General features: G+C 64.8%; 15 protein-coding genes. 5 read left to right on the top strand and 10 right to left on the bottom strand.

What is annotated here, in order from left to right:
• Window positions 1-218 precede the first annotated feature (218 nt).
• The 4 genes from BJ6T_RS18550 to BJ6T_RS18535 all read left to right on the top strand — a co-directional run bounded on the left by BJ6T_RS18550 (window position 219) and on the right by BJ6T_RS18535 (window position 2,744).
• A complete protein-coding gene (locus tag BJ6T_RS18550; protein ID WP_028170572.1) occupies window positions 219-1,343 on the top strand; it encodes a flagellar basal body P-ring protein FlgI in 1,125 nt (374 codons plus the stop codon).
• Window positions 1,343-1,711 (top strand): flagellar assembly peptidoglycan hydrolase FlgJ, encoded by a 369-nt coding sequence (gene flgJ, locus BJ6T_RS18545; protein ID WP_014493994.1) that lies wholly within the window; start codon window positions 1,343-1,345, stop codon window positions 1,709-1,711. The genes BJ6T_RS18550 and flgJ overlap by 1 nt, the downstream gene beginning before the upstream one ends.
• Window positions 1,712-1,722: 11 nt before the next feature.
• Window positions 1,723-2,220, top strand: a complete 498-nt coding sequence (locus BJ6T_RS18540) for a hypothetical protein (RefSeq protein WP_014493993.1) — start codon at window positions 1,723-1,725, stop codon at window positions 2,218-2,220.
• A gap of 161 nt (window positions 2,221-2,381) precedes the next feature.
• The gene (locus BJ6T_RS18535) at window positions 2,382-2,744 is read left to right on the top strand and encodes a hypothetical protein (protein WP_014493992.1); all 363 of its coding nucleotides are present in this window, start codon (window positions 2,382-2,384) and stop codon (window positions 2,742-2,744) included.
• 53 nt (window positions 2,745-2,797) lie between these two features.
• Here the strand turns inward: BJ6T_RS18535 and flaF are convergent, their stop codons facing one another.
• The 3 genes from flaF to BJ6T_RS18520 all read right to left on the bottom strand — a co-directional run bounded on the left by flaF (window position 2,798) and on the right by BJ6T_RS18520 (window position 6,913).
• Entirely contained in the window at window positions 2,798-3,166 is a 369-nt protein-coding gene (gene flaF, locus BJ6T_RS18530; RefSeq protein ID WP_014493991.1) for a flagellar biosynthesis regulator FlaF, read from the bottom strand.
• A 290-nt stretch (window positions 3,167-3,456) separates the two neighbouring features.
• Window positions 3,457-5,064 (bottom strand): DUF1522 domain-containing protein, encoded by a 1,608-nt coding sequence (locus tag BJ6T_RS18525; protein ID WP_014493990.1) that lies wholly within the window; start codon window positions 5,062-5,064, stop codon window positions 3,457-3,459.
• Between the two features lie 244 nt (window positions 5,065-5,308).
• Window positions 5,309-6,913: a DUF1522 domain-containing protein gene (locus tag BJ6T_RS18520; protein WP_014493989.1), complete on the bottom strand. Its 1,605-nt coding sequence runs from the start codon at window positions 6,911-6,913 to the stop codon at window positions 5,309-5,311.
• Window positions 6,914-7,236: 323 nt separating this feature from the next.
• Between BJ6T_RS18520 and flbT the strand changes: the two genes are divergently transcribed.
• Window positions 7,237-7,662, top strand: coding sequence for a flagellar biosynthesis repressor FlbT (flbT, locus tag BJ6T_RS18515; protein WP_014493988.1), 426 nt, complete (start codon window positions 7,237-7,239; stop codon window positions 7,660-7,662).
• Between the two features lie 79 nt (window positions 7,663-7,741).
• Here flbT and BJ6T_RS18510 read toward each other — a convergent pair whose 3' ends face one another.
• The 7 genes from BJ6T_RS18510 to BJ6T_RS18480 all read right to left on the bottom strand — a co-directional run bounded on the left by BJ6T_RS18510 (window position 7,742) and on the right by BJ6T_RS18480 (window position 19,071).
• The gene (locus BJ6T_RS18510) at window positions 7,742-9,241 is read right to left on the bottom strand and encodes a pyridoxal phosphate-dependent decarboxylase family protein (protein ID WP_014493987.1); all 1,500 of its coding nucleotides are present in this window, start codon (window positions 9,239-9,241) and stop codon (window positions 7,742-7,744) included.
• Window positions 9,238-10,491 (bottom strand): ATP-grasp domain-containing protein, encoded by a 1,254-nt coding sequence (locus BJ6T_RS18505; RefSeq protein ID WP_014493986.1) that lies wholly within the window; start codon window positions 10,489-10,491, stop codon window positions 9,238-9,240. Before BJ6T_RS18505 ends, BJ6T_RS18510 begins: the two co-directional genes overlap by 4 nt.
• A 1-nt stretch (window position 10,492) precedes the next feature.
• The gene (locus BJ6T_RS18500) at window positions 10,493-12,142 is read right to left on the bottom strand and encodes a hypothetical protein (RefSeq protein WP_028170571.1); all 1,650 of its coding nucleotides are present in this window, start codon (window positions 12,140-12,142) and stop codon (window positions 10,493-10,495) included.
• On the bottom strand, window positions 12,132-12,914 hold the full coding sequence (locus tag BJ6T_RS18495) for a methylenetetrahydrofolate reductase (RefSeq protein WP_014493984.1): 783 nt from the start codon (window positions 12,912-12,914) through the stop codon (window positions 12,132-12,134). Before BJ6T_RS18495 ends, BJ6T_RS18500 begins: the two co-directional genes overlap by 11 nt.
• Before the next feature lie 72 nt (window positions 12,915-12,986).
• The gene (locus BJ6T_RS18490) at window positions 12,987-14,855 is read right to left on the bottom strand and encodes a flagellar protein (RefSeq protein WP_014493983.1); all 1,869 of its coding nucleotides are present in this window, start codon (window positions 14,853-14,855) and stop codon (window positions 12,987-12,989) included.
• Between the two features lie 21 nt (window positions 14,856-14,876).
• Window positions 14,877-16,760 carry a flagellar hook-associated protein FlgK gene (flgK, locus tag BJ6T_RS18485; protein WP_014493982.1) on the bottom strand — a complete coding sequence of 628 codons (1,884 nt, stop codon included), beginning with the start codon at window positions 16,758-16,760 and terminating at the stop codon, window positions 14,877-14,879.
• Window positions 16,761-16,794: 34 nt separating this feature from the next.
• The gene (locus BJ6T_RS18480) at window positions 16,795-19,071 is read right to left on the bottom strand and encodes a flagellar hook-basal body complex protein (RefSeq protein ID WP_014493981.1); all 2,277 of its coding nucleotides are present in this window, start codon (window positions 19,069-19,071) and stop codon (window positions 16,795-16,797) included.
• Between the last annotated feature and the right edge of the window lie 190 nt (window positions 19,072-19,261).

The raw sequence follows: 19,261 nt of genomic DNA, 5'->3' as shown, positions 1-19,261 counted from the left end.
GCGCGTAAACGGCCCGGCAAAATCTGCCGACAGGCGGCAGTTTCGCTCCTCAGGGAGAACGCTCCCTGACACCGGTGGAAACAGGTTTATTCAACCTATTCAATCGCGTAACCCCGCTGCCCCGCGTTGGCACAGCGCTCGCAAGGAAAGCGTCGGACCAGCTCGTCATGGGAGTGTCGTGGATGGTCCGAGATGTGAGGAGCCTCGGGGAGCAGAGGATGCCAGGCGTTCGTTGGGTGAGGATTGTTGGGGTGGCCTGCGCCGCGCTGTCAGCGCTGGCGCTCTCGGTCACGTCTGCAAGCGCGACGTCGCGCATCAAGGACCTCGCCAATATCGAGGGCGTGCGGCAGAACCAGCTCATCGGCTACGGCCTCGTCGTCGGCCTCAACGGCACTGGCGACACCCTCAACAACATCCCCTTCACCAAGCAGTCGCTGCAAGCGATGCTCGAGCGCATGGGCGTCAACATCCGCGGCGCCACCATCCGCACCGGCAACGTCGCCGCCGTGATGGTCACGGGCAATCTGCCGGCCTTCGCCACCCAGGGCACGCGCATGGACGTCACCGTCTCCGCGCTGGGCGACGCCAAGGATCTGCGCGGCGGCACCCTGCTGGTCACGCCCCTGCTCGGCGCCGACGGCAATGTCTACGCGGTCGGACAGGGCTCGCTCGCGATCTCCGGTTTCCAGGCCGAGGGCGAAGCGGCGAAAATCGTGCGCGGCGTTCCGACCGTCGGGCGCATCGCCAACGGCGCCATCATTGAGCGCGAGATCGAGTTCGCGCTCAATCGGCTGCCGAACGTGCGGCTCGCGCTGCGCAACGCCGACTTCACGACGGCCAAGCGGATCGCGGCGGCGATCAACGACTATCTCGGCGTCAAGACCGCCGAACCGATCGATCCCTCGACGGTGCAGCTTGCGATCCCGCCGGAGTTCAAGGGCAACGTCGTCGCCTTCCTCACCGAGATCGAGCAGCTCCAGGTCGATCCCGATCTCGCCGCCAAGATCGTCATCGACGAACGCAGCGGCATCATCGTGATGGGCCGCGACGTTCGCGTCGCCACCGTCGCGGTGGCGCAAGGCAACCTCACCGTCACCATCTCCGAGAGCCCGCAGGTCAGCCAGCCCAACCCGCTGTCACGGGGGCGCACCGTGGTCACGCCGCGCACCGGCGTCAGCGTCACCGAGGACGGTAGGAAGCTTGCCCTCGTCAAGGACGGTGTCTCGCTGCAGCAGCTCGTCGACGGCCTCAATGGCCTCGGCATCGGCCCCCGCGACATGATCAGCATCCTCCAGGCGATCAAGGCCGCCGGCGCGATTGAAGCCGACATCGAGGTGATGTGATGCAGACCAGCATGATCAACACCCCGCACATCGTCACCTCCTCGGCCTTCTCGGTGGAGAGCCGCAACGGCCGGCCCGACTTCGAGCTTGCCGCCGCGTTGCAGAAGGTCTCGCCGCAGCAGCAGGCCAAGGCGCAGAAGACGGCCACCGATTTCGAGGCGATGTTCCTCAACAGCATGTTCTCGCAGATGACCTCGGGCCTGAAGGGCGAAGGCCCTTTCGGCGACACCCCGGGCACCGGCGTGTGGCGTTCGATGCTGACCGAGCAATATTCCAAGAACTTCGCCAAGGCGGGCGGCGTCGGTGTCGCCACCGAAGTCTACCGCACCCTCATCATGCAGCAGGCGAAAACGATCCGCACGGCATAAGGTCAACCGAGATGAACCACTTCAACGCCTCACGTCAGCCGGGGCAAGCGCAGCGCCCGAACACCGCGCCCGGCAACGCCGAGGCGCGCAAGGTCGCCGAGCAGCTGATGGATGCGATGAACGCCCTGCTCGGACTGGTCGAGCGCGAGACCGAACTCGTTCGCGCCGGCCAGGTCCGCGAAGCGATGACGCTGGAGAGCAAGAAGCAGGAGCTGTCGCGCAACTATGTCAGCGCCGTCAGCGAGTTGAAGACGAACCAGGCCCAGCTCGCGAAATCCGCGCCGGAGCTGCTCTCGACGCTGCATCGGCACCACGACGCGTTCCGCGCGATGCTCCAGGTCAATCTCACCGTGCTCGCGACCGCACACGCGGTCTCCGAGAGCGTGGTGCGCGGCGTCAACGCCGAGATCCAGAAGCGCAACGTGCCCAACACCTACACGGCGGCGGGACGCCGCGCGGCTCCGGGCCCACGCCACATCACCCCGCTCGCGGTCAGTCGCTCGCTCTGAGCGCGCGCGCGAAAACTACCTGCAATTTTACGAAAAACCGCGCGGCGATATCGTCGCGCGGTTAGTCACGTTTCCTTACCCGGTCTTCAATCCTGGTGTTCAATGGTTGCGTATTGAGAGGGGTTGGGATTTGACTCAGACGAGGCAACCAGGAGGCTGCCATGAGTACAGATTTCAGCATCAGGCCGGTGGGGATACCGGCCCCCGTGCAGATCATAACGACGTCCAATGCGGCGGCGAACGAGGCCGTGCAAACTGATTTGCCGGTGAGCCAGACGGTCGCCGCGAGCGATACCAGCGCGGCTGCGCGCAATGATTTGCAGAGCACCAACGACAGCGTTTCACGCCAGGTCGTATTCAACCAGCCCGCCGCATCCTTCGTGTTCCAGATCGTGAACGAAAGGACCGATGCGGTTGTCGATCAGTTTCCGGACGAAGCGATGCTGCGGCGGCGAGCCTATTTCCACGCACTGGACATGAAGTCCGAGCCCCCGCGTCCACTCAGCACCGATCGCAGCGCCTGACGTTCACGCCGCGTGTCGCGACGGCCGTATCGAGGTCGTTCGAACCGGTCGCGTTACGACCGTCCCGAAAGACCGGCGGCGATATTGCGATTGATCTCGATCAACGGGCGGAAGTGATCGAGCTGCGGGCTCATCAGCAGTGCCGCAGTCTGGCTCAGCACGAACACGCTGATGTTGGCGATCCTCTGCCGAACGTCGAGCGGCTGCGGATTGGTGTCTCGCATCGCCTCGCTCAGGAAGATGGTCCAGAGCTTGCGGTTGAACATCAACGCCTGCGTCGTCTGCTCGTTGAAGGGATCGGCGCTGTTGATGGCGTCCTGCAGCTTGTTGGCGGCCTTCAGGAGCGTCTGCGCCTCGATATCGCGAGGAGACGCAGTGGTCGTGGCTACACGCGCGTAGGCCGAAGCAGCAGAACTCGACATCGATCACCCTGGAGGTTTCCTCGCCCGTTGTACAGGCTTAAGGATTTCTTTCCCAACCCTAGGCAGCACCGCTTAAGATTTGCTTACGTGAGAGTGCCGACGATCTCCGGACAATTACTGGTCGCGGCATCCATCTTCACCTCAAGGCTAAATCCGAGTGCGCGCACTGTAAACGATTGCATCCATCATGCGCTGATCTGAGCTAATCGACAGTTAGCGATCTCGCTCAAAACAGCGGCGAAGCCTAGGCTTCGCCGTTGAATGACTCATCGTGTACGTCGGCGTCGCGCTTAGCGGAGGAGCTGAAGCACGCTCTGCTGCGACTGGTTGGCGAGCGACAGCGCGGAGACTGCGATCGACTGGCGCGTCGAGAGCGCCTGGCTGTTGGCCGCTTCCTCGTTGGTGTCCGCAAGCGTCAGGCTCGAAGAGCCGGTCTGCAGCACGTTGATGAGGTTCTTGCTGAAGTCCTGACGGATCTGCACGATCGACAGGTTCGAACCGAGCGTCGACGCCTCGGCACGCAGCGTGGTGCTGGCCGAGTTGAGCGAAGTCAGAATGGCGTTCGCCGATTTCGAGTCCAGGAAATCAACGCCCGAGGTCAAGGGAGCAAGGTTGAGGCCGGCGTCGTTGAAGGTGACGCCCTGAATGTTCAGCGTCGAACGCCCGGTTTCGTTGAACACGAGCTTGAGCGTATCGCCGTTCAGCAGATTCACGCCGTTGTAGGAAGAGTCCTGCGCCGTGGTGTTGATTTGCGCGAGCACGTTGTTGTACTGCCCGACCAGATTGGCGCGCGTGGCTTGCGAATCCGGGTCGACGGTGGGCGCCTGCGCGATCAGGCCATAGAAGAACTGGCCGCTCGCCGCGGCCGTGCCGCCGATTGCGCCGATCGTCGAGGACGCCGAGTCGTTGGAGGTCACGATGTTGAGATGACCGGTCGTGTCGATCGTCGCCTGCAGGTTGTTCGCCGCCAGTGCCGCGTTGAGCTGATTGAGCGTGGAAACCTGCCCGGCGCCGGCGCCGAACGTGATGCTGGTGGCGGTGCCGCCGCCGGTCGCACCGATCGTCAACGTCTTGCCGCTGAGCGGGGGCGGAACGCGGGCGGTGGTGCCGGCAGTGAGGCCGAGCGCCGTGAGCACGTTGCCCGAGCCGGAGATCGCCAGATCCTGGCTAGTGCCGGTGCTGAGCACGAGCTTGCCGCCGGAAATGGTCGAGGCCGTGCCCGTACCCGTGATGCCGTCGATCGCGCTCAGCACCGTCTGCACGGTGAGTGTGCTGCCGGTACCGATGCCGATCGTGACGTTGCCGAAGGAATCGGTGGTCGAGGTGGTTTGCGCGGTCGAGAAGGTGATCGTCTTGCCGTCGACAGTCAGGACCGAACCGTTGGTGATGGCCGTACCGAGATCGTCCGAACCCGCACCGGCGGTACCGACCAGCTTGGTCGCGCCCGTGATCGGCGCCGCGCCGCTCGTATCGTCATTGTTGACGACGGTGCCGGTGACCGTGTTGTTGGTGTATGCCGTGCCCAGCAGGTTGTTAGCGGTCGCACCGGGGATCGCAGCCGATGTCACGTTGGACTTGGGCGAGTAGCCCGTCGGACTCTGCAGCACCTGGCTGGCGATCGACTTGGCGCTGTCGACCAGCTTCTGCAGCGAGGTGATGCCGGTGTTGGCGGCCTGCAGCACCTGCACGCCGTTGCTGATGCCATCGAGGAGGTTACTGATGTCGCTGGCGCGGTTGTCCAGCCCCTGGGCGGTGAAGAAGTTGGTGGGGTTATCCAGCGCCGTGTTCACCTTCTTGCCGGTCGAAAGGCGTCCTTGCGTGGTGGCCAGCAGGTCGGCCGTCGACTGCAGCGACAACAGGTTCTGGCGAACTGATGCCGAGAGAACGATGTTGGACATGGCGGATCTTCCTCTTGAAGCGCGACGCTGTACGAATCGGTCCAGGCCGACCTGGCAGATGAGCTTTTGTCCAGTTTTAGAGCCTGTCCTTTAAATTAAGGTTAATGGCCACTTAAGCCACAGGGTTAACAAGGTATTAACAGGCCAGGGTTCCCTGCAACCCGGCTCACGCCGCATCACGCGCAAAAAAACGGCGGGGCAAAAGCCCCGCCGTAATGCCTTGTTTGACGATTTTCGCCGCGTATCAGCGCAGGAGCTGCAACACGCTCTGCTGCGACTGGTTAGCCAGCGACAGCGCCGAGACCGCGATCGACTGGCGGGTCGACAGCGCCTGGCTGTTGGCCGCTTCCTCGTTGGTGTCGGCCAGCGTCAGGTTGGACGAACCGGTCTGCAGGACGTTGATCAGGTTCTTGTTGAAGTCCTGACGGATCTGCACGACCGACAGGTTCGAACCCAGCGTCGATGCTTCCGAACGCAGCGTGCTGCTGGCGGCATTGAGCGAGGTCAGGACCTTGTTGGCCGAAGCGTTGTCCAGGAAGTCGGTGCCCGAGGCGAGGCTCGAGATGTTGAGACCCGCGGTGTTGAAGGTCACACCGGTGATGCTCAGCGTCGACTTGCCGGTTTCGTTGAACGTCAGCTTCAGCGTGTCGCCGTTGAGCAGGTTGACGCCGTTGAAGGAGGCATCCTGCGCGGTCGTGTTGATCTGCGCGAGCACGTTGTTGTACTGCGCAACCAGGCCTGCACGCTGGCTCTGCGAGGTCGGATCGGCAACCGGAGCCGCGATGGCGGCGCTGTGGAACGGACCGGTGGCCGTAAAGGCCGAGCCGCCGAGCGTGCCGATCGTCGAGGAGGCCGCGTCGTTCGTGGTCGTGATGGAGATCACGCCGGTCGAGTCGATCGAGGCCTGCAGGTTGTTGGCCGCCAGCGCCGAATTGAGCCCGTTCAGCGTCGAGATCTGGCCGGTGCCGGTGCCGAAGGTGATGCTGGTGGGCGTGCCGCCGCCGGTGGCTGCGATCGTCAGCGTCTGGCCCGAGATGGCGGGCGGGACGCGGGCGGTCGTGCCGGCGGAGAGACCGAGCGCGGCGAGCACGTTGCCCGAACCCGCGATCGTGAGATCCGAGGTCGTGCCGGTGCTCAGCGTGAGCTTACCAGCCGCGACGGTCGAGGCGGTGCCGGTGCCGGTGATGCCGTCGATCGCACTCAGCACGCTCTGCACCGTCAAGGTGCTGCCCGTGCCGATGCCGATGGTGACGTTGCCGGCGGTGTCCGTGGTCGAGGTGGTCTGCGCGGTCGAGAACGTGATGGTCTTGCCGTTGACCGTCAGGACCGAGCCGTTTGTGATGGCGGTGCTGAGGTTGTCGGAAGCCGCACCGGCGGTACCGACCAGCTGGGTGGAGGCCGTGATGTTGACCGCAGTGCCGGTGTTGTCGTTCAGCACGGCAGTGCCGGCAACCGTGTTGTTGGTGTAACCGGTACCCAGCAGGTTGTTGGCGGTCGCGCCGGTGATGGCGGTCGAGGTCACGGTCGACTTGGTGGAGTAGCCCGTCGGGCTCTGCAGCACCTGGTTGGCGATCGACTTGGCGCTGTCCACCAGCTTCTGCAGCGAGGTGATGCCGGTGTTGGCAGCCTGGAGCACCTGCACGCCGTTGCCGATGCCATCGAGCAGGTTGCTGATGTCGTTGGCGCGGTTGTCGAGGCCCTGGGCGGTGAAGAAGTTGGTGGGGTTGTCGAGAGCCGAGTTCACCTTCTTGCCAGTCGACAGACGGGACTGGGTGGTGGCGAGGAGGTCGGCGGTGGACTGGAGGGAGAGCAGGTTCTGGCGAACCGATGCGGAGAGAACGACGGACATACTGTTACCTTTCTGGTAGCTACGCGTCCTATCTGACCATAATTGATCAGACGACCGCCGAACCGTGCGTCCAAGCCTCTAACAATCCGTGAAATGAAACCCGCGCTTTTTCCGTCGCGAGGCTGAAAGGCCGCTTCGAGGCCGCGGCAGACGGCTGGAAATGCCGCTATCGGCCTTGAAATTGTTGCATTTTCCGTCCCCGCCGCCGTCGTTTACGACCTGTTAACCATGTTGCGCAAGGATCGGCCCCAAATCACGAACGATCGCCCTCATCGCACGAACGCCGCGACGGATCGTTGTAAAAGGGTTGATGGAGAACAGGCATGGCTCTCAAGGTTGAGCTCAAACCGCACGAACGCATCATCGTCGGAAATTCGGTGATCACCAACACCGACCAGCGCGCCCGCCTCCTGATCGACGGCGAGAACGTGCCAATCCTGCGCGAGCGCGACATCCTCACGCCGGAGACCGCCGACACGCCGGCCAAGCTCGTCTATCTCGCGGTCCAACTCATGTACATCTCGCCGGATCCGCAGAGCCAGCACGGCACCTACTTCAACCTGGTGCGCGACATCATCACTGCGGTGCCGAGCGCCTGGCCGATCATCGAAAGCATCAACAACAACATCATGAGTGGCGATCTCTACCGCGCACTGAAGGATGCCCGCAAGCTGATCGCCTATGAAGAGAAGCTGCGGGACCAGTACCAAGCGACGCATCCCAAGGGCAACGTCAGCTCGGCCGCCTGACCGGCACGCATCAACGTGACCAAATGACAACGGCCCCGGATCATCTCCGGGGCCGTTGTCGTTTCGCCTGCATTCCTGGTCACTGCGCCGCCAGCGGCGGCGCCTCGACCTCGATCAGACCACCGCCGGTCCGCCGCGCGCCGAACTCCAGCACCGCAGCCACAAGCGCGTCGATGTCCGTCTCGTCGGTACGGTGATTGACGATGGCAGCGCGGATCGCGAACCTGCCGTCCAGCGTCGTGCTCGAGGGCGCCGCAACGCCGGATTCCTGGACGTCGGCGACGATCTCGCGATTGACCGCATCGTCGGCGCGGTAGCGGAAGCAGACCATGTTGAGGTTCACCGGCGCCAGCAATTCCAGCCGCGGCTCGGCCAGCACGCGCGTCTCCAGATATTTCGCCAGCGCGCAGCTTCGCGCGATCACGGCGCCCAGCCTGTCAGTGCCGAACGTCTTCAGCGTGAACCAGGTCTTCAGCGCGCGGAAGCCGCGCGACAGGTCGGGGCCGAGATCGCAGGGCCAGACCGCGCCCGCCGCAAGCCCCCTCGCCTCGCGGCGCAGATAGGCCGCCGGCTGCGCAAAGGCCTGCCGGTGCAGTTCGCCGTCGCGCACCAGCAGGAAGCCGGCGTCGTACGGCACCTGCCCCCATTTGTGGAAGTCGAGCGCAATGGAATCGGCGAGCTCGATGCCGCCGAGCATGGGCGCGAGCTCGGGCGAGAAGATCGCCAGCGCCCCGAAGGCGCCATCGACGTGAAACCAGATTCCCTCCTCGCGGCACAGTTCAGCGATGGCCTTGAGGTCGTCGATCGCGCCGATATCGACCGTGCCGGCAGATGCGATCACCAGGAACGGTTTGAAGCCGACTTCGCGATCGATCGCGATCTGCGCGCGCAACGCGGCGACGTCGATACGATGATCGGCATCGACATCGATCTTGCGCAGCGCATCGGTGCCGAGCCCGGCAATGTCCATCGCCCTGGAGACACAGCCATGCGCCGCCTGCGACGTGTAGGCCGTGAGCAGCGCGCCGTCATTGCCGACGCCGTGCTGCCGCGCCAGCGTACCGAGCGCGCTCGTGCGCGCCACCAGCACCGCCATCAAATTGGCCATCGACGTGCCCGTGACGAAGATACCGCTCGCACTCTCCGGGAAATCAAACAGGCGCCGCATCCACGCGACGATCTGGCGTTCGACTTCAATCGGCATGTGATCGCGTCCGCCGAGATTGGCATTGAGGCCAGCTGCGAGCATCTCCGCGAGCATGCCGACCGCGGTGCCGCCGCCATGCACCCAGCCCATGAACCCGGGATGGACGTTGCCGGTCGCATAGGGCGCGACGTGCTCGGCGAATTCGCGATAGACATCGGCAAGGTCGCTCGCCTCGCGCGGCACGTCGGCCTTGAATGCCGCACGGACGTCATCGGGGATCGGCTGCCACACCGGACGCGCGCGAATATTGGCGATGCGGTCGATCGCCTCGTCCAGCATGCGATGGGCGAGCGTGCGAAATTCGCTCCAGTCCTGCGGATCGAGCGAAGCCTGCGCGACGGAGCTTTGCGCGTTGCGGATGATCTCGTTCATGCTGCGCTCACCTTGCCCTCTCTTGCGTGCCGCGACAGCATCGCCGTGAACGCGGCAAAGATCTTGCGCATCTGCGGCGGCTTGTACGGAAACACGACCGGCGAATCCATGTTGTGCACGACGGCGGTGTTGTCGGCTTCGAAGACCAGCAGCTCGCGGTCCTGGTTCTCGGCGCAATCGACGATGAAATAATCGAGACCGACGCGCCGGCTCATTTCGTCGAGCGCGGTCTTGTGGCGCGCGGCGAAGGCGTGGTCGAAGTCCAGCATGAAGACGGCCTCTTCAGCCCGCTTCTCCTCGCTGAACGCCATGTAGGCGTTGAGATACCAGATGTCCCAGCGATCGGCGATCGCCATGTGGCAGGCGTAGGGCTTGCCGTCGACCATCGCGAGACGGTATTTGCGGTAGAGTCCGTCGGGGCTCGCATAATCGACGAAGCGCGCGACGAAGAAATCCTGCTCCTCGCGCTCGGCGAGATAGGCCGCGAGGGCAGGCGCATCGTCGAGCCTCGCAAGCCCGACACCGGCATGCGTACCGCGCGGCCGCGCGATCATCGGAAAGCGTAATTCGCCGGCGATGTCCTCACAAGCGATCCGGCCCTGCGCGAGATCCGTCAATTGCGCTCGCGTCGCGTGGATGGTCGATGGAATCTCGAGACCAGGGATGCCCGCCAGCAGCCGATACAGCTTGTCGCGATCGAGGTTGCCGATGAGATCGGGGCGATTGAGCAGCGGCCGCGGCCAGCGCTGCGCCGCCTTTTCGATCAGGGCGAGCGGTTCCCGGCATTCCTCGGAATCGGATGCAACCACGATGGCGACGTCGTGATCGGGCAACGTTTCAGGCAAGCCGACATCCTTGGTCACGTAGAGCGTCAGCAGCTCGAAATCGGAGCCTTCGAGCAGGAATTCGATCGGCGTGTTGCCGCCCATGTCGATGTCGGCCGCTAACGCAAGCACGCGCAAGCCGGGCTTTGGAGCCGCAGCGGGCGTGCGAAACAATTGATGGAAGGTCAGTACCTCCGACTGGATTGCCAGCCCCGCCGCCTTGTCGCCGAGTAGCTGGACGATCAGCGATAGGTCAAGGCCTTCGCCCGCGTGTGCGGCTCCTTCCGTGATCCGCGTGACGAGCTGATCGCGCAGTGGCTGCAGATCGACACCTTCGAAGGCCTGGCGCGTCAGCTGCGCAAAGCCGATGCGGTCGGCATAGTTCGGCACGGTCACGCCGATCGGCGCGGAAACTGGATGCTGCATCTCATACCTCGAAGGCGGACTTTTCCGGCGCGGTTGCGGCGGCGCCGCGGTCAAGCAGCAGCTCGATCTTCACCAGGACATGAGCGATGCGATCGAGCAGGTGCTGCACATTGCGTTGTGCCTGCGCCATATCCGGCGACCAGGCCTCGGTCACGAGCCGGGCGCCGACGCAGAGGCGCAGCACGGCCTGCGGCGCATCGTCCTGCCGCTCCAGCCGGACCGGCTGGCCGATCAGGCTGCGCTGGACGGCGACCTCCCGGTCCGCCGAGCTGCCGCTGATCTCGTCGTTCATGTCACGCCGTAGCGCCCGATGGATGGCGCCGGTCTCGGCCATCGAGACCGGCTTGCCGTCGCGCAGCAGCATGAACGGAAAGATCGTGGCGTGCGCGAACTCCTCGTCGTCCCCGGCAGTCTTCTCGGTCGCCGTTGGAACGGGTTGAAGCGACGGCGACAGCGCGATCATGCTGTCGATGCCGGCGGCAAGCTCGGCCAGCACCCTGACGCGGAAAGCTCCGGGCACGCCGTAGTAGCTGCCGATCTCCGCGAGCGCCGCCTCCCAGCGCAGCCATTGTCCGAAATTCGGCCGGCGCTCGAAACGTGAGCGCAGCGCCGTCCAGGCCACCGGCCAATCGCAGCGGCCGGCATAGTCGAAGAAGCCCGGCGCAATCCCCTCAATCCGGTCGAGCGACCGCGAAAACCCTTTCGGCACCAGCAGCGCGCCGCTGAAGGCAGGGCCGCCGAAGAATTTCGAGCCGGTGATCAGCACCATATAGCCGCGGTCGAGATAGGAGCGCAGCCGGCGGCGGCCGAGCCGCGCCTGACAGGCGTCGACGACGACCTGAACCTTGCGCGGCCAGCGCCGCGCGATCTCGTCGAGACAGGCCACGCTCGGCGCGCGCCAGCCGAGCTTCGAGGAATCCATGATCTGAAGCAGCACGGACGCACCTTGCGCGATCGTCGCTTCGATCGCCCCCAGCACCGCGGCATCGGTGTCGGCGCGCATCGCGATCCCGGGCCCATCCCGAAGCAGCGGCAACGTCACGCTGGCGCCGGCAAGCCCGGCAACCGCGCCGTCCTTGCGGACCACAAAGCCGCTCGCCGTCATGGAGCTGAAATGGTGACCGCGGGCGGTATGGGCCGTGCCGCTACCGGTCTGGTCGGCCCCGACCACGATCGTCACTGGCGGGGCGCCGAGCACCGCACGCGCCAGGAACAGGGCGTGGAGCTGAGAATCCGTCCCGGACGGCGAGAACACGACGTCGACGCGCGGCGAGAGCTGGAGATGGCCGCGCAACTCCTCGCGCATGCCCTCGCAGCGCGCATCGAAGGCGATCTCCACCTCGTCGAACAGGCACCTGTGCATCAGCTCTTCGCGCGCCAGCGCGGCGCGGTCATAGGCGAATTGCGAGATCGTCGATGCCGTCGAGGAGGCGAAATTCCAGATCTCCGGTTCCGGCGAGGCCGCACAGCCATAGGCGTTGACGCGATCCCCAGCGTCGAGCGCCAGCCGCGGATCTCCGCCGGAGACGAGAAGCGTGTCCAGCGGCGTGAAGAGATCGCGCAAGCGGTAGCGCGAGCCGCCATCGAATGTGCGCTCGGGGATTGACAGACCGGATGCGCCGGCACTCATCCCGGAAGGCTCACGCGGCATCGGCAGCTGCCGCAGGCGCGGCTGCGAATTGCGAGGCGATGTCGCCGTGGAATACCGACGGGCCGACGTGATCCAGCGAGCTCTCGATGTCGGCCCAGATCTCGCCGCCGATGTCGGTCCAGCGCTTGCAGAAGGCGAAGTCCTCGGAGAGATACGTCCCGGTCGCCGGATCGATCATGCATTCGAACAGCGCGAAGCGGTTCTGGCTCCCCGCCAGCGTGTCGTGCGAATGCTCGCGGAAGAATTGCAAGGCCGCATAGTTGGGATGGCGGCACATCGCCTCCAGCACGTGGCGGCGGATCATCAGGAAGCCGGTGCCGGCGTAGCGCACGCGGGTAAAACCGTTGACCACCACGATGTGGTCGGGATCCTCGATCTCGAGCACGTAGTCGAGCGAGGCGGCAGGCACGTCGGCTTGGCCGGACTGGATCGCGCGCCTGGCCTTGTCCCAGTTGACCTGCTTGATCGGATAGCAGCCGGCGACGACGTCCGCGCCGCATTCGATTAGCCGGAACACCTGCTCCGGCTTGAAGCCGATATCGGCATCGATGAACAGGAAATGCGTCGCCTTGGGATCATCCAGGAACATCGCGACCAGATTGGCCCGCGCGCGCGTGATCAGGGCGTCGCCGTCGCGCAGGAGCACCTTGAGCTCGAGATTGGGCACGCCGTGCACGGCGCGCTGGAGCGCGAAGACCGAACTCGCGTAGATGGTCGACACCTGCCGGCCGAAGCATGGCGTGGCCACCACCAGTTGCATCTTGTCCGACATCGACGGCCCCCGCCCCGCTTAACTCCTCACCAAAAGGTAAAGAGGCATGGTTAACGGCGTCTTAATGCGCCGTTACAGGAACTTGACGAGCGAGAGTTGCGCGAGGTTCGAGGTGACCTGGTAGGACGCCTGAAGCGCGTTCTGGAGCGACAGGATCTCGCTCGCCACCTGGTCCGGCGAGGCCGATTCCGCCTGGTCGATGATGGACTGGAGCTGCGCCTTGGCCTGGGTCTGGCGCGTGCTGGCGTCCTTCATCGTGTTCTGGGCCATCGCGAGGTCCGTCTGGATGTCCTCGATGTGCTGCTGGCCGGGCTGCTTCGTCAGCGACTGTGTCACCCGCAGGCTCAGCGCAGAGACCTGCCCGCCCGCATACTGGCTGGTCGGCGAGGTCGAGAACGTCCCGAACACAGCAATCGCCTGCAATTGCTGGCGGATCGCGTCCTCGTCGGCCTGCGCGCCATACTGCACCGTCACGGAATCGTCGACCCGCGCCACTGCGGTCGAGCGCGGCGAGCCGGGGCCATCATTGCCCTGGTACCATTTCACGGTGTTGGCCGAGCCGTTGACCAGCGTCGTCGCGGAGCTCGCCGGCGACGAGCCGACGCGCAGCGGCGGCTGCGTCGCGGTGACCTGCGTCGAGCCGAAGCCGAGCGCGTTGAGTGCGCCCGAGTTCGAGGTCGTGATGCTGAGGCTCGCCGCGTCGTCCGTGTTGATCGTGATCGAGCCGCCATGCACGGTCGAAGGCTTCGACGTGCCCGTGATCTGGTCGATCTTGCTCATCAGCGTCTGGATGCTGTCGCCGACATTGAGCTGGTTGCCGGTCGCGCCCGAATTGACGAAGGTCAGCGTGGTGCCGTTCACGGTGATGGTGTCACCGGCGGCGAAGCCCGGCGAGATCGAGTCCGAGGGGGCCGTGCCGGACAGAGCGGTCGCCCCCGTTATCGGTGTTGCCGCCTGGCTGGTCTTGGCACTGCCAATCGCCGAGCTCGCGGTGTTGAAGAAGTTGTCGCCTGCGGTGACGGCGGATGCCGCCACCAGCGAAGTGTTGGCGAGCTTCGTGATCGCGGTGTTCAGCGCGGCGTTGAGGTTGGTGGCGGTGTTGGCAGGGGTGGTGGTATCGATCGCGAAGCTGCCGGCCGGCGTCGGCGTGGCAGTCGAGGCGGTCAAGACGATCTGCTCGGTCGAGCCGTCCGGCAGCGTGAACTGGACGCTCAGCTTGTCGCCGTCGTTCGGGTTGAGGCCGTTGAGATCGACCGAGAACGACACCGGCGAGCCGCTCGGACCGGTGACCGTCGCACCCGTCAGCGTCGAGGACACCGCCGCGATCTTCATTCCGAACGGCGATCCGGCGACGTCCTCGGACACCCTCACCGAGCTCGGCGTCGGCTGCGTCTGCAGCAGCCGTCCCATGCCGTTGGCACCGAGGTCGGCAGCCTGGCGTTCCGCCATGACGGTCTTGAAGCCCGCCTGCGTGGTCGTGCCGTTGATGATGTCGCCGGCATTGGCAACCGACTGCGTGTTGAACGCCGTCCCGGAGAACAGATAACGGTTGCCCGACTGCGTGTTGAGAACGCCGACCATCGAGCCGAACTGCGATGCGGCCGTGTTCTGCGCGACGGTCTGTCCGTTGACGTTGAGATCCTGCGCGGTGCTCGCGGAGCCGGTCTGCACCGTGTTGCGGATCGTCGTGAGCGACTGGAGCGCGGTATTGGCGAGGTTGATGTTCACGTTCACGTTCGTGATCGTGTCGGTATAGGCGGCGATGTTGGAGAGCTGCGAGCGCCCGGCGATCGCAAAGCCCTCGTTCGTGCCCATCCCGGAATAGTTCTGCGACAGCTTGCCGGTCGCGAGCTGCGTCGACAGGTCGGTGAGCTGCTGATTGATGTTGCGGATCTGCGCGCCGAGAACCGACGAGGAGTAGTTGATGCTGCTGATCGACATCTTTCAGAACCCTGTTACTTGTTACACTTGAGCCTGGATCAACGTGTTCATCATGCTCTGCACCACCGACATCACGTGAGCGTTGGCGGCATAGGCATTCTGGAGCTGGATCAGGTTCGACATCTCCGAGTCCAGATTGACGCTGGAGGTCGAGTCGAACTTCGCCTGGAGCGTCGAGACCACGACGCTCTGGCCCTGCTGGAGCTGGGTGGCCTGGGTCGAGGCGTTGGCCTGGATGCTGAGGAACTGCTGCAGGTAGTTCGAGACGCTGCCGGTGAAGGGCTGGTTCGCCGAGCCGAGGCCGGTCGTCGGCGAATAGGAAAACACCGCATTGGTGAGCTGCGAATAGAGATAGTCCGAGCGCGTGGTATCGCCGGCGGGCGTCACCGGCGAGGTGTTGTAGACTGACAGCCGCGTGGGATCGCTGACTAGCTGCGTATTCACGGCGATGCGCCCGGCAAGGCCGGTTATCTGCGAGCCCGAGGCGGTGATCGCACCGGTGTAGAGCGCCTGCCCGCCGTCGGTGAACACCGCCAGCTGCGGGCTGCCCGAGGTCAGCGACGAGATCGTCTTGGTGGTCGAGGCCGAATTGACGTTGGCAAGACCGGTATTGTCATCGGTCACCCGCAGCGTCGTGGCCGTCGCCGGCGACGGAGCGGCGGAGAACGTCAGGTGCGAACCTGAGAGCGCGGTGTTGAGCGCAGCGGCGATCGCACTCATGCCGCCGGAGAAATTGACGCCCACCCGCATCGGGTTGGCATTGGTGGCGTTCTGGAGCGGCAGCGCCGCCGGGTCGGTCACGTTGACGAGCGTGATCTGGCGCTGGGTGTTGGTCGCCGTGTCCTTGTAGGTGATGTTGACCGTATTGCCCGGCTGGGCGCCGGCAAGGTCGAGATCGAATCCGGCCGGCGGGCCCGAGACCGTGCTGCCGGCCGTGGTCTTGTCCGACAGCGCGCTCGACATCGTCGCTGCGAGCTGGTCGATCTGGTTCTGCGCCTGCACCAGCGTCTGGTCGCGCAGCTTCAGGTCGGCCGCGATCCGGCCGGACGAGACCACGTTGTTGGCGACGACGTCGACCTGCGAGCCGTTCGGCAGTTTGATGTTGAGCGCGCCGACGCCGGACTTGGCCGGGTCGGCGTTGTAGAGCGAGGTCGCCGACAGCGCGCCGGCAGAGGCAAAGGAGAATTGCGAGGCGAGCCCGGCGCCGACCAGCTGGACGCCGGTCGTGGTGTAGATGTTGGCCTGGTTCGAACCGTCGGTGGTGACGCGCACGTCGACGAATTTCGACAGCGTGTTGATGGCCTGATCGCGTTGGTCCATCAGCGTCGCGGCCGAGGGATCGTTGGCCGACAGGCCCTGGAGCTTGGTGTTGATGTCGGCGATCTGCTGCATCGCCGCGTTGGCCTGCTGCGCCGAGGTGCCGAGGTCCTGCTCGACATTGGAGCGCAGCGACTGGATGCCCTTGGTGGTCACGTTGAGCTGCTGGGCCAGGGCCTGCGCCGCGCCGAGGGCAACCGTCTGCGCCGACGACGAGCCCGCGCTGGTCGACAGCGCCTGCAACGCCGTGGTGAAATTGTTCAGCGCGGTTTCGAGCGTGCCGCTGTTGCCGGGCGTGCCATAGACACTCTGAAGCTGCTTCAGGATGTTGGCCATCTGGTCGGCGTAACCGCTGCCGCCGGTCTCGGTGCGCAGCTGGTTCTGCACAAAGGTGTCGAGCTCCCGGCTGACGCCGGTCGTCATCGCCGTCGAGCCGAAATCGCCGGTGGTGACCTCGATCTGGTTCGGCCTCTGGACGACGTAACCCGGCGTCTGCGAATTTGCGACGTTCGAGGAGACGATCGAGAGCGCGGCCTGGTTGGCACGCAGACCGCTCATCGCACTGGCGAGGGCTGAACTCAAACCCATATCACTGGCCGCCTTTGGTTACGTCACGCGCCGATCAGCGCAACACGTTCAGGAGATCCTGCACCATCGAATTCGCCGTCGTGATCACCTTGGTGTTGGCCGAATAGGCCTGCTGGGTCACGATCAGCTTGGTGAATTCGTCGGCGATGTCGGTGTTCGAGCCTTCCAGCGACGAGCCGCTGATGCTGCCCGACGCGCCGTCGATCGCTGTGCCCGACTGTTCGGTCGCCGCGTAGGCGCCGCCGTCGAGGGCCTTGAGGTAATTGGTGCCGTTGAAGTGCGACAGCGAGACCTGTGCGAGGTTGAGGTTCTGGCCGTTGGAGAAGGTGCCGACCACGAGGCCGCTGTTGTTGACGGCAACCGAGCGGAGCTGACCGGCGGCGTAGCCGTTCTGCGTGATGGTGTTGATCGTCACCGCGCCGCTGGTGCTGGCATATTGCGTCAGCCCGCCCGAGGACATGTTGAAGGCGACCGAGCCGAGCGACTGGCCGCCGACGCTGACGTTGTTGATGGTGATGCCCGATCCGCTCGGCGAGGTCAGCGAGCCGTCGGCGGCGAAGGTGAACGCCTGCCCGGTGTTGACCCAGCCGACCGTCGTGCCCGTTGCATTCGGATCGGTCTGGTAGAACAGGTTCCAGGTGTCGGAATGGCCGGTACCCAGCGAGGCGCTGTCGGTCTTGGCCCAACGCAGCTGCAGGTTCACCGGCGTGCCCGCGGCGTTGTAGGCGGTGACCGCACCGCCGCTGATCGATTCCTTGGTGAACGTGGCGATGTCGTTGCCGATCACGCCGCCGGTGCCCGCCGTGCCGCCACCGCCACGGTTCTTGGAGATGGACGACGTGAAGCCGAGTGCGGCGAAGGCGCTGGAGTTGTTGCTGGTCACCGTCAAGGTGGGATTGGCGATACCGGTATTCAGGGTGATCACGCCGTTGCTGATCGAAGAACCGCTCGCACCACTGAGCGTGTCGATCCTCTGGAGCAAGGTCGCGATGTCGTCAGTGATGTTGATCTGGTTCGGAGCGACAGCACCGGAGGCCACGAAAGTGATCGTATTGGCGGCTCCCGTGCCATTGACCTGGATCGTGTTGCCGACCTGGAAGGGCGTCGAGAGCACTTCCGGCCCGCCGGGCGTCGCGGTGCCGCCGAGCTGTGTACCACTCGTAATCGCGGGGGTGGACAGCACGTTACCGCCGCGCGTCACGCTGCTGACGCCGAGCAATCCTGCCGCAGTGCCGCCGATCGTCACGTCGGCCGTGGTGCTGGTCGTGATCTGGATGTTGCCGCTGGCGGTCAGAGTCACACTGGTGGTGGGGACGCCGGCTCCTGACGCGATCGCGCTGAGGACATCCGACATCAGTGCGCTGGTGGGCGACTTCAGACCAATCGTGGTGACGACAGGGGGGCCTGCAGCCGTCGAAGTGCCCGAGACGGTGTTGTCGAAGTTGATTGTCTGGCCGTTGACCGTCAACGACTTGCCGGCCAGGTTGGTGAGAAGGCTGGTGTTGAGATGCGTCCCCAGGCCGGCATCGAGAGACGTGCTGCCAGTTGCCGCCGCCGAAGCGTTGTCCTGCAGCGCCACCGAGCCAGTCGCGGTCGTCGCCGTATAGGCCGAGCGCAGATTGCCGGTGGCGGCTGCGCCGGAGACCGTCGCATTCGAATAGGGCGGCGGCGGCGTGCCGACGATCAGCGGGTTGGCGGCGAAATCGGACGGGTTCAGGCCGCCGGCCGCCAGCAGCGTGCCGCTCGCCGCGGTCGAGCTCGCCGCCGTGTTCGGCACGCTCGGCAGGTTCGCGGCGTACTGGATCGAGGTTGTCGCCTGTGCCGGGATGAAGTTGTTCTGGAATTTCAGGACGGACGCCACATTGCCGGTCGGGTTGCCGGTCTTGGGGTCGACCGTGACGCCCATCAGGTAGTAGCCGGCGCCATTGACGAGATTGCCGTTGGAATTGAGCTGGAAGTCGCCGCGGCGGGTGTAGTAGGTGACGCCGCTGAACTGCGGCAAGTTGTCGACGACGCTAGTCGCCTTCTGGATCGAGAAGAAGCCGTCGCCGGTGATCGCCATGTTGGTCGCGACGGAGGAGGATGAGATCGTGCCCTGCGTGGTGATGGTGGCCTTGGCGTTGGCCGTCACGCCGCCCGCGACCTGCTTGCTCGGCACCGAGGCGTCGGGAATGAGATCGACGAAGCTGGTGCCGATGCCCTTGTAACCGGTGGTGGATGAGTTCGCGATGTTGCCGGAAATGTTCTGCAGCGCGTAGGACTGCGCCTGCAGGCCACCCACCGAGGTGTTCATTGCATCGAAGATACCCATAACTTTGTCTCCAGATCCGATCTCGGCGGCCGGTCGACCATGGCCGCAGTCGGAAGAGACAGTCGCAAGGGCTATGCCAATGCGGGTATTCTCAGGAAATCAATGACTTGAATGGGAAGGCCCCCGTCCGATGACCGGGGCACAATTGCCGGGCCGGCAACAATTGCCGGGGCATCGGGTCATTCCGGGG

The sequence above is a fragment of the Bradyrhizobium japonicum USDA 6 genome, assembly GCF_000284375.1.
GTDB classification, from domain to species: domain Bacteria; phylum Pseudomonadota; class Alphaproteobacteria; order Rhizobiales; family Xanthobacteraceae; genus Bradyrhizobium; species Bradyrhizobium japonicum.
Note: the sequence above shows the minus strand (reverse complement) of the source record. Positions and strands in the feature narration are given on the sequence as shown.

Coding starts and splice junctions, on each gene's coding strand:
- BJ6T_RS18540 (WP_014493993.1), top strand. CDS start 1,723: ATGAACCACTTCAACGCCTCACGTCAGCCGGGGCAAGCGCAGCGCCCG.
- BJ6T_RS18550 (WP_028170572.1), top strand. CDS start 219: ATGCCAGGCGTTCGTTGGGTGAGGATTGTTGGGGTGGCCTGCGCCGCG.
- BJ6T_RS18535 (WP_014493992.1), top strand. CDS start 2,382: ATGAGTACAGATTTCAGCATCAGGCCGGTGGGGATACCGGCCCCCGTG.
- flgK (WP_014493982.1), bottom strand. CDS start 16,760: ATGGGTTTGAGTTCAGCCCTCGCCAGTGCGATGAGCGGTCTGCGTGCC.
- flaF (WP_014493991.1), bottom strand. CDS start 3,166: ATGTCGAGTTCTGCTGCTTCGGCCTACGCGCGTGTAGCCACGACCACT.
- BJ6T_RS18500 (WP_028170571.1), bottom strand. CDS start 12,142: ATGCCGCGTGAGCCTTCCGGGATGAGTGCCGGCGCATCCGGTCTGTCA.
- BJ6T_RS18510 (WP_014493987.1), bottom strand. CDS start 9,241: ATGAACGAGATCATCCGCAACGCGCAAAGCTCCGTCGCGCAGGCTTCG.
- BJ6T_RS18480 (WP_014493981.1), bottom strand. CDS start 19,071: ATGGGTATCTTCGATGCAATGAACACCTCGGTGGGTGGCCTGCAGGCG.
- flgJ (WP_014493994.1), top strand. CDS start 1,343: ATGCAGACCAGCATGATCAACACCCCGCACATCGTCACCTCCTCGGCC.
- BJ6T_RS18490 (WP_014493983.1), bottom strand. CDS start 14,855: ATGTCGATCAGCAGCATCAACTACTCCTCGTCGGTTCTCGGCGCGCAG.
- flbT (WP_014493988.1), top strand. CDS start 7,237: ATGGCTCTCAAGGTTGAGCTCAAACCGCACGAACGCATCATCGTCGGA.
- BJ6T_RS18525 (WP_014493990.1), bottom strand. CDS start 5,064: ATGTCCAACATCGTTCTCTCGGCATCAGTTCGCCAGAACCTGTTGTCG.
- BJ6T_RS18505 (WP_014493986.1), bottom strand. CDS start 10,491: ATGCAGCATCCAGTTTCCGCGCCGATCGGCGTGACCGTGCCGAACTAT.
- BJ6T_RS18495 (WP_014493984.1), bottom strand. CDS start 12,914: ATGTCGGACAAGATGCAACTGGTGGTGGCCACGCCATGCTTCGGCCGG.
- BJ6T_RS18520 (WP_014493989.1), bottom strand. CDS start 6,913: ATGTCCGTCGTTCTCTCCGCATCGGTTCGCCAGAACCTGCTCTCCCTC.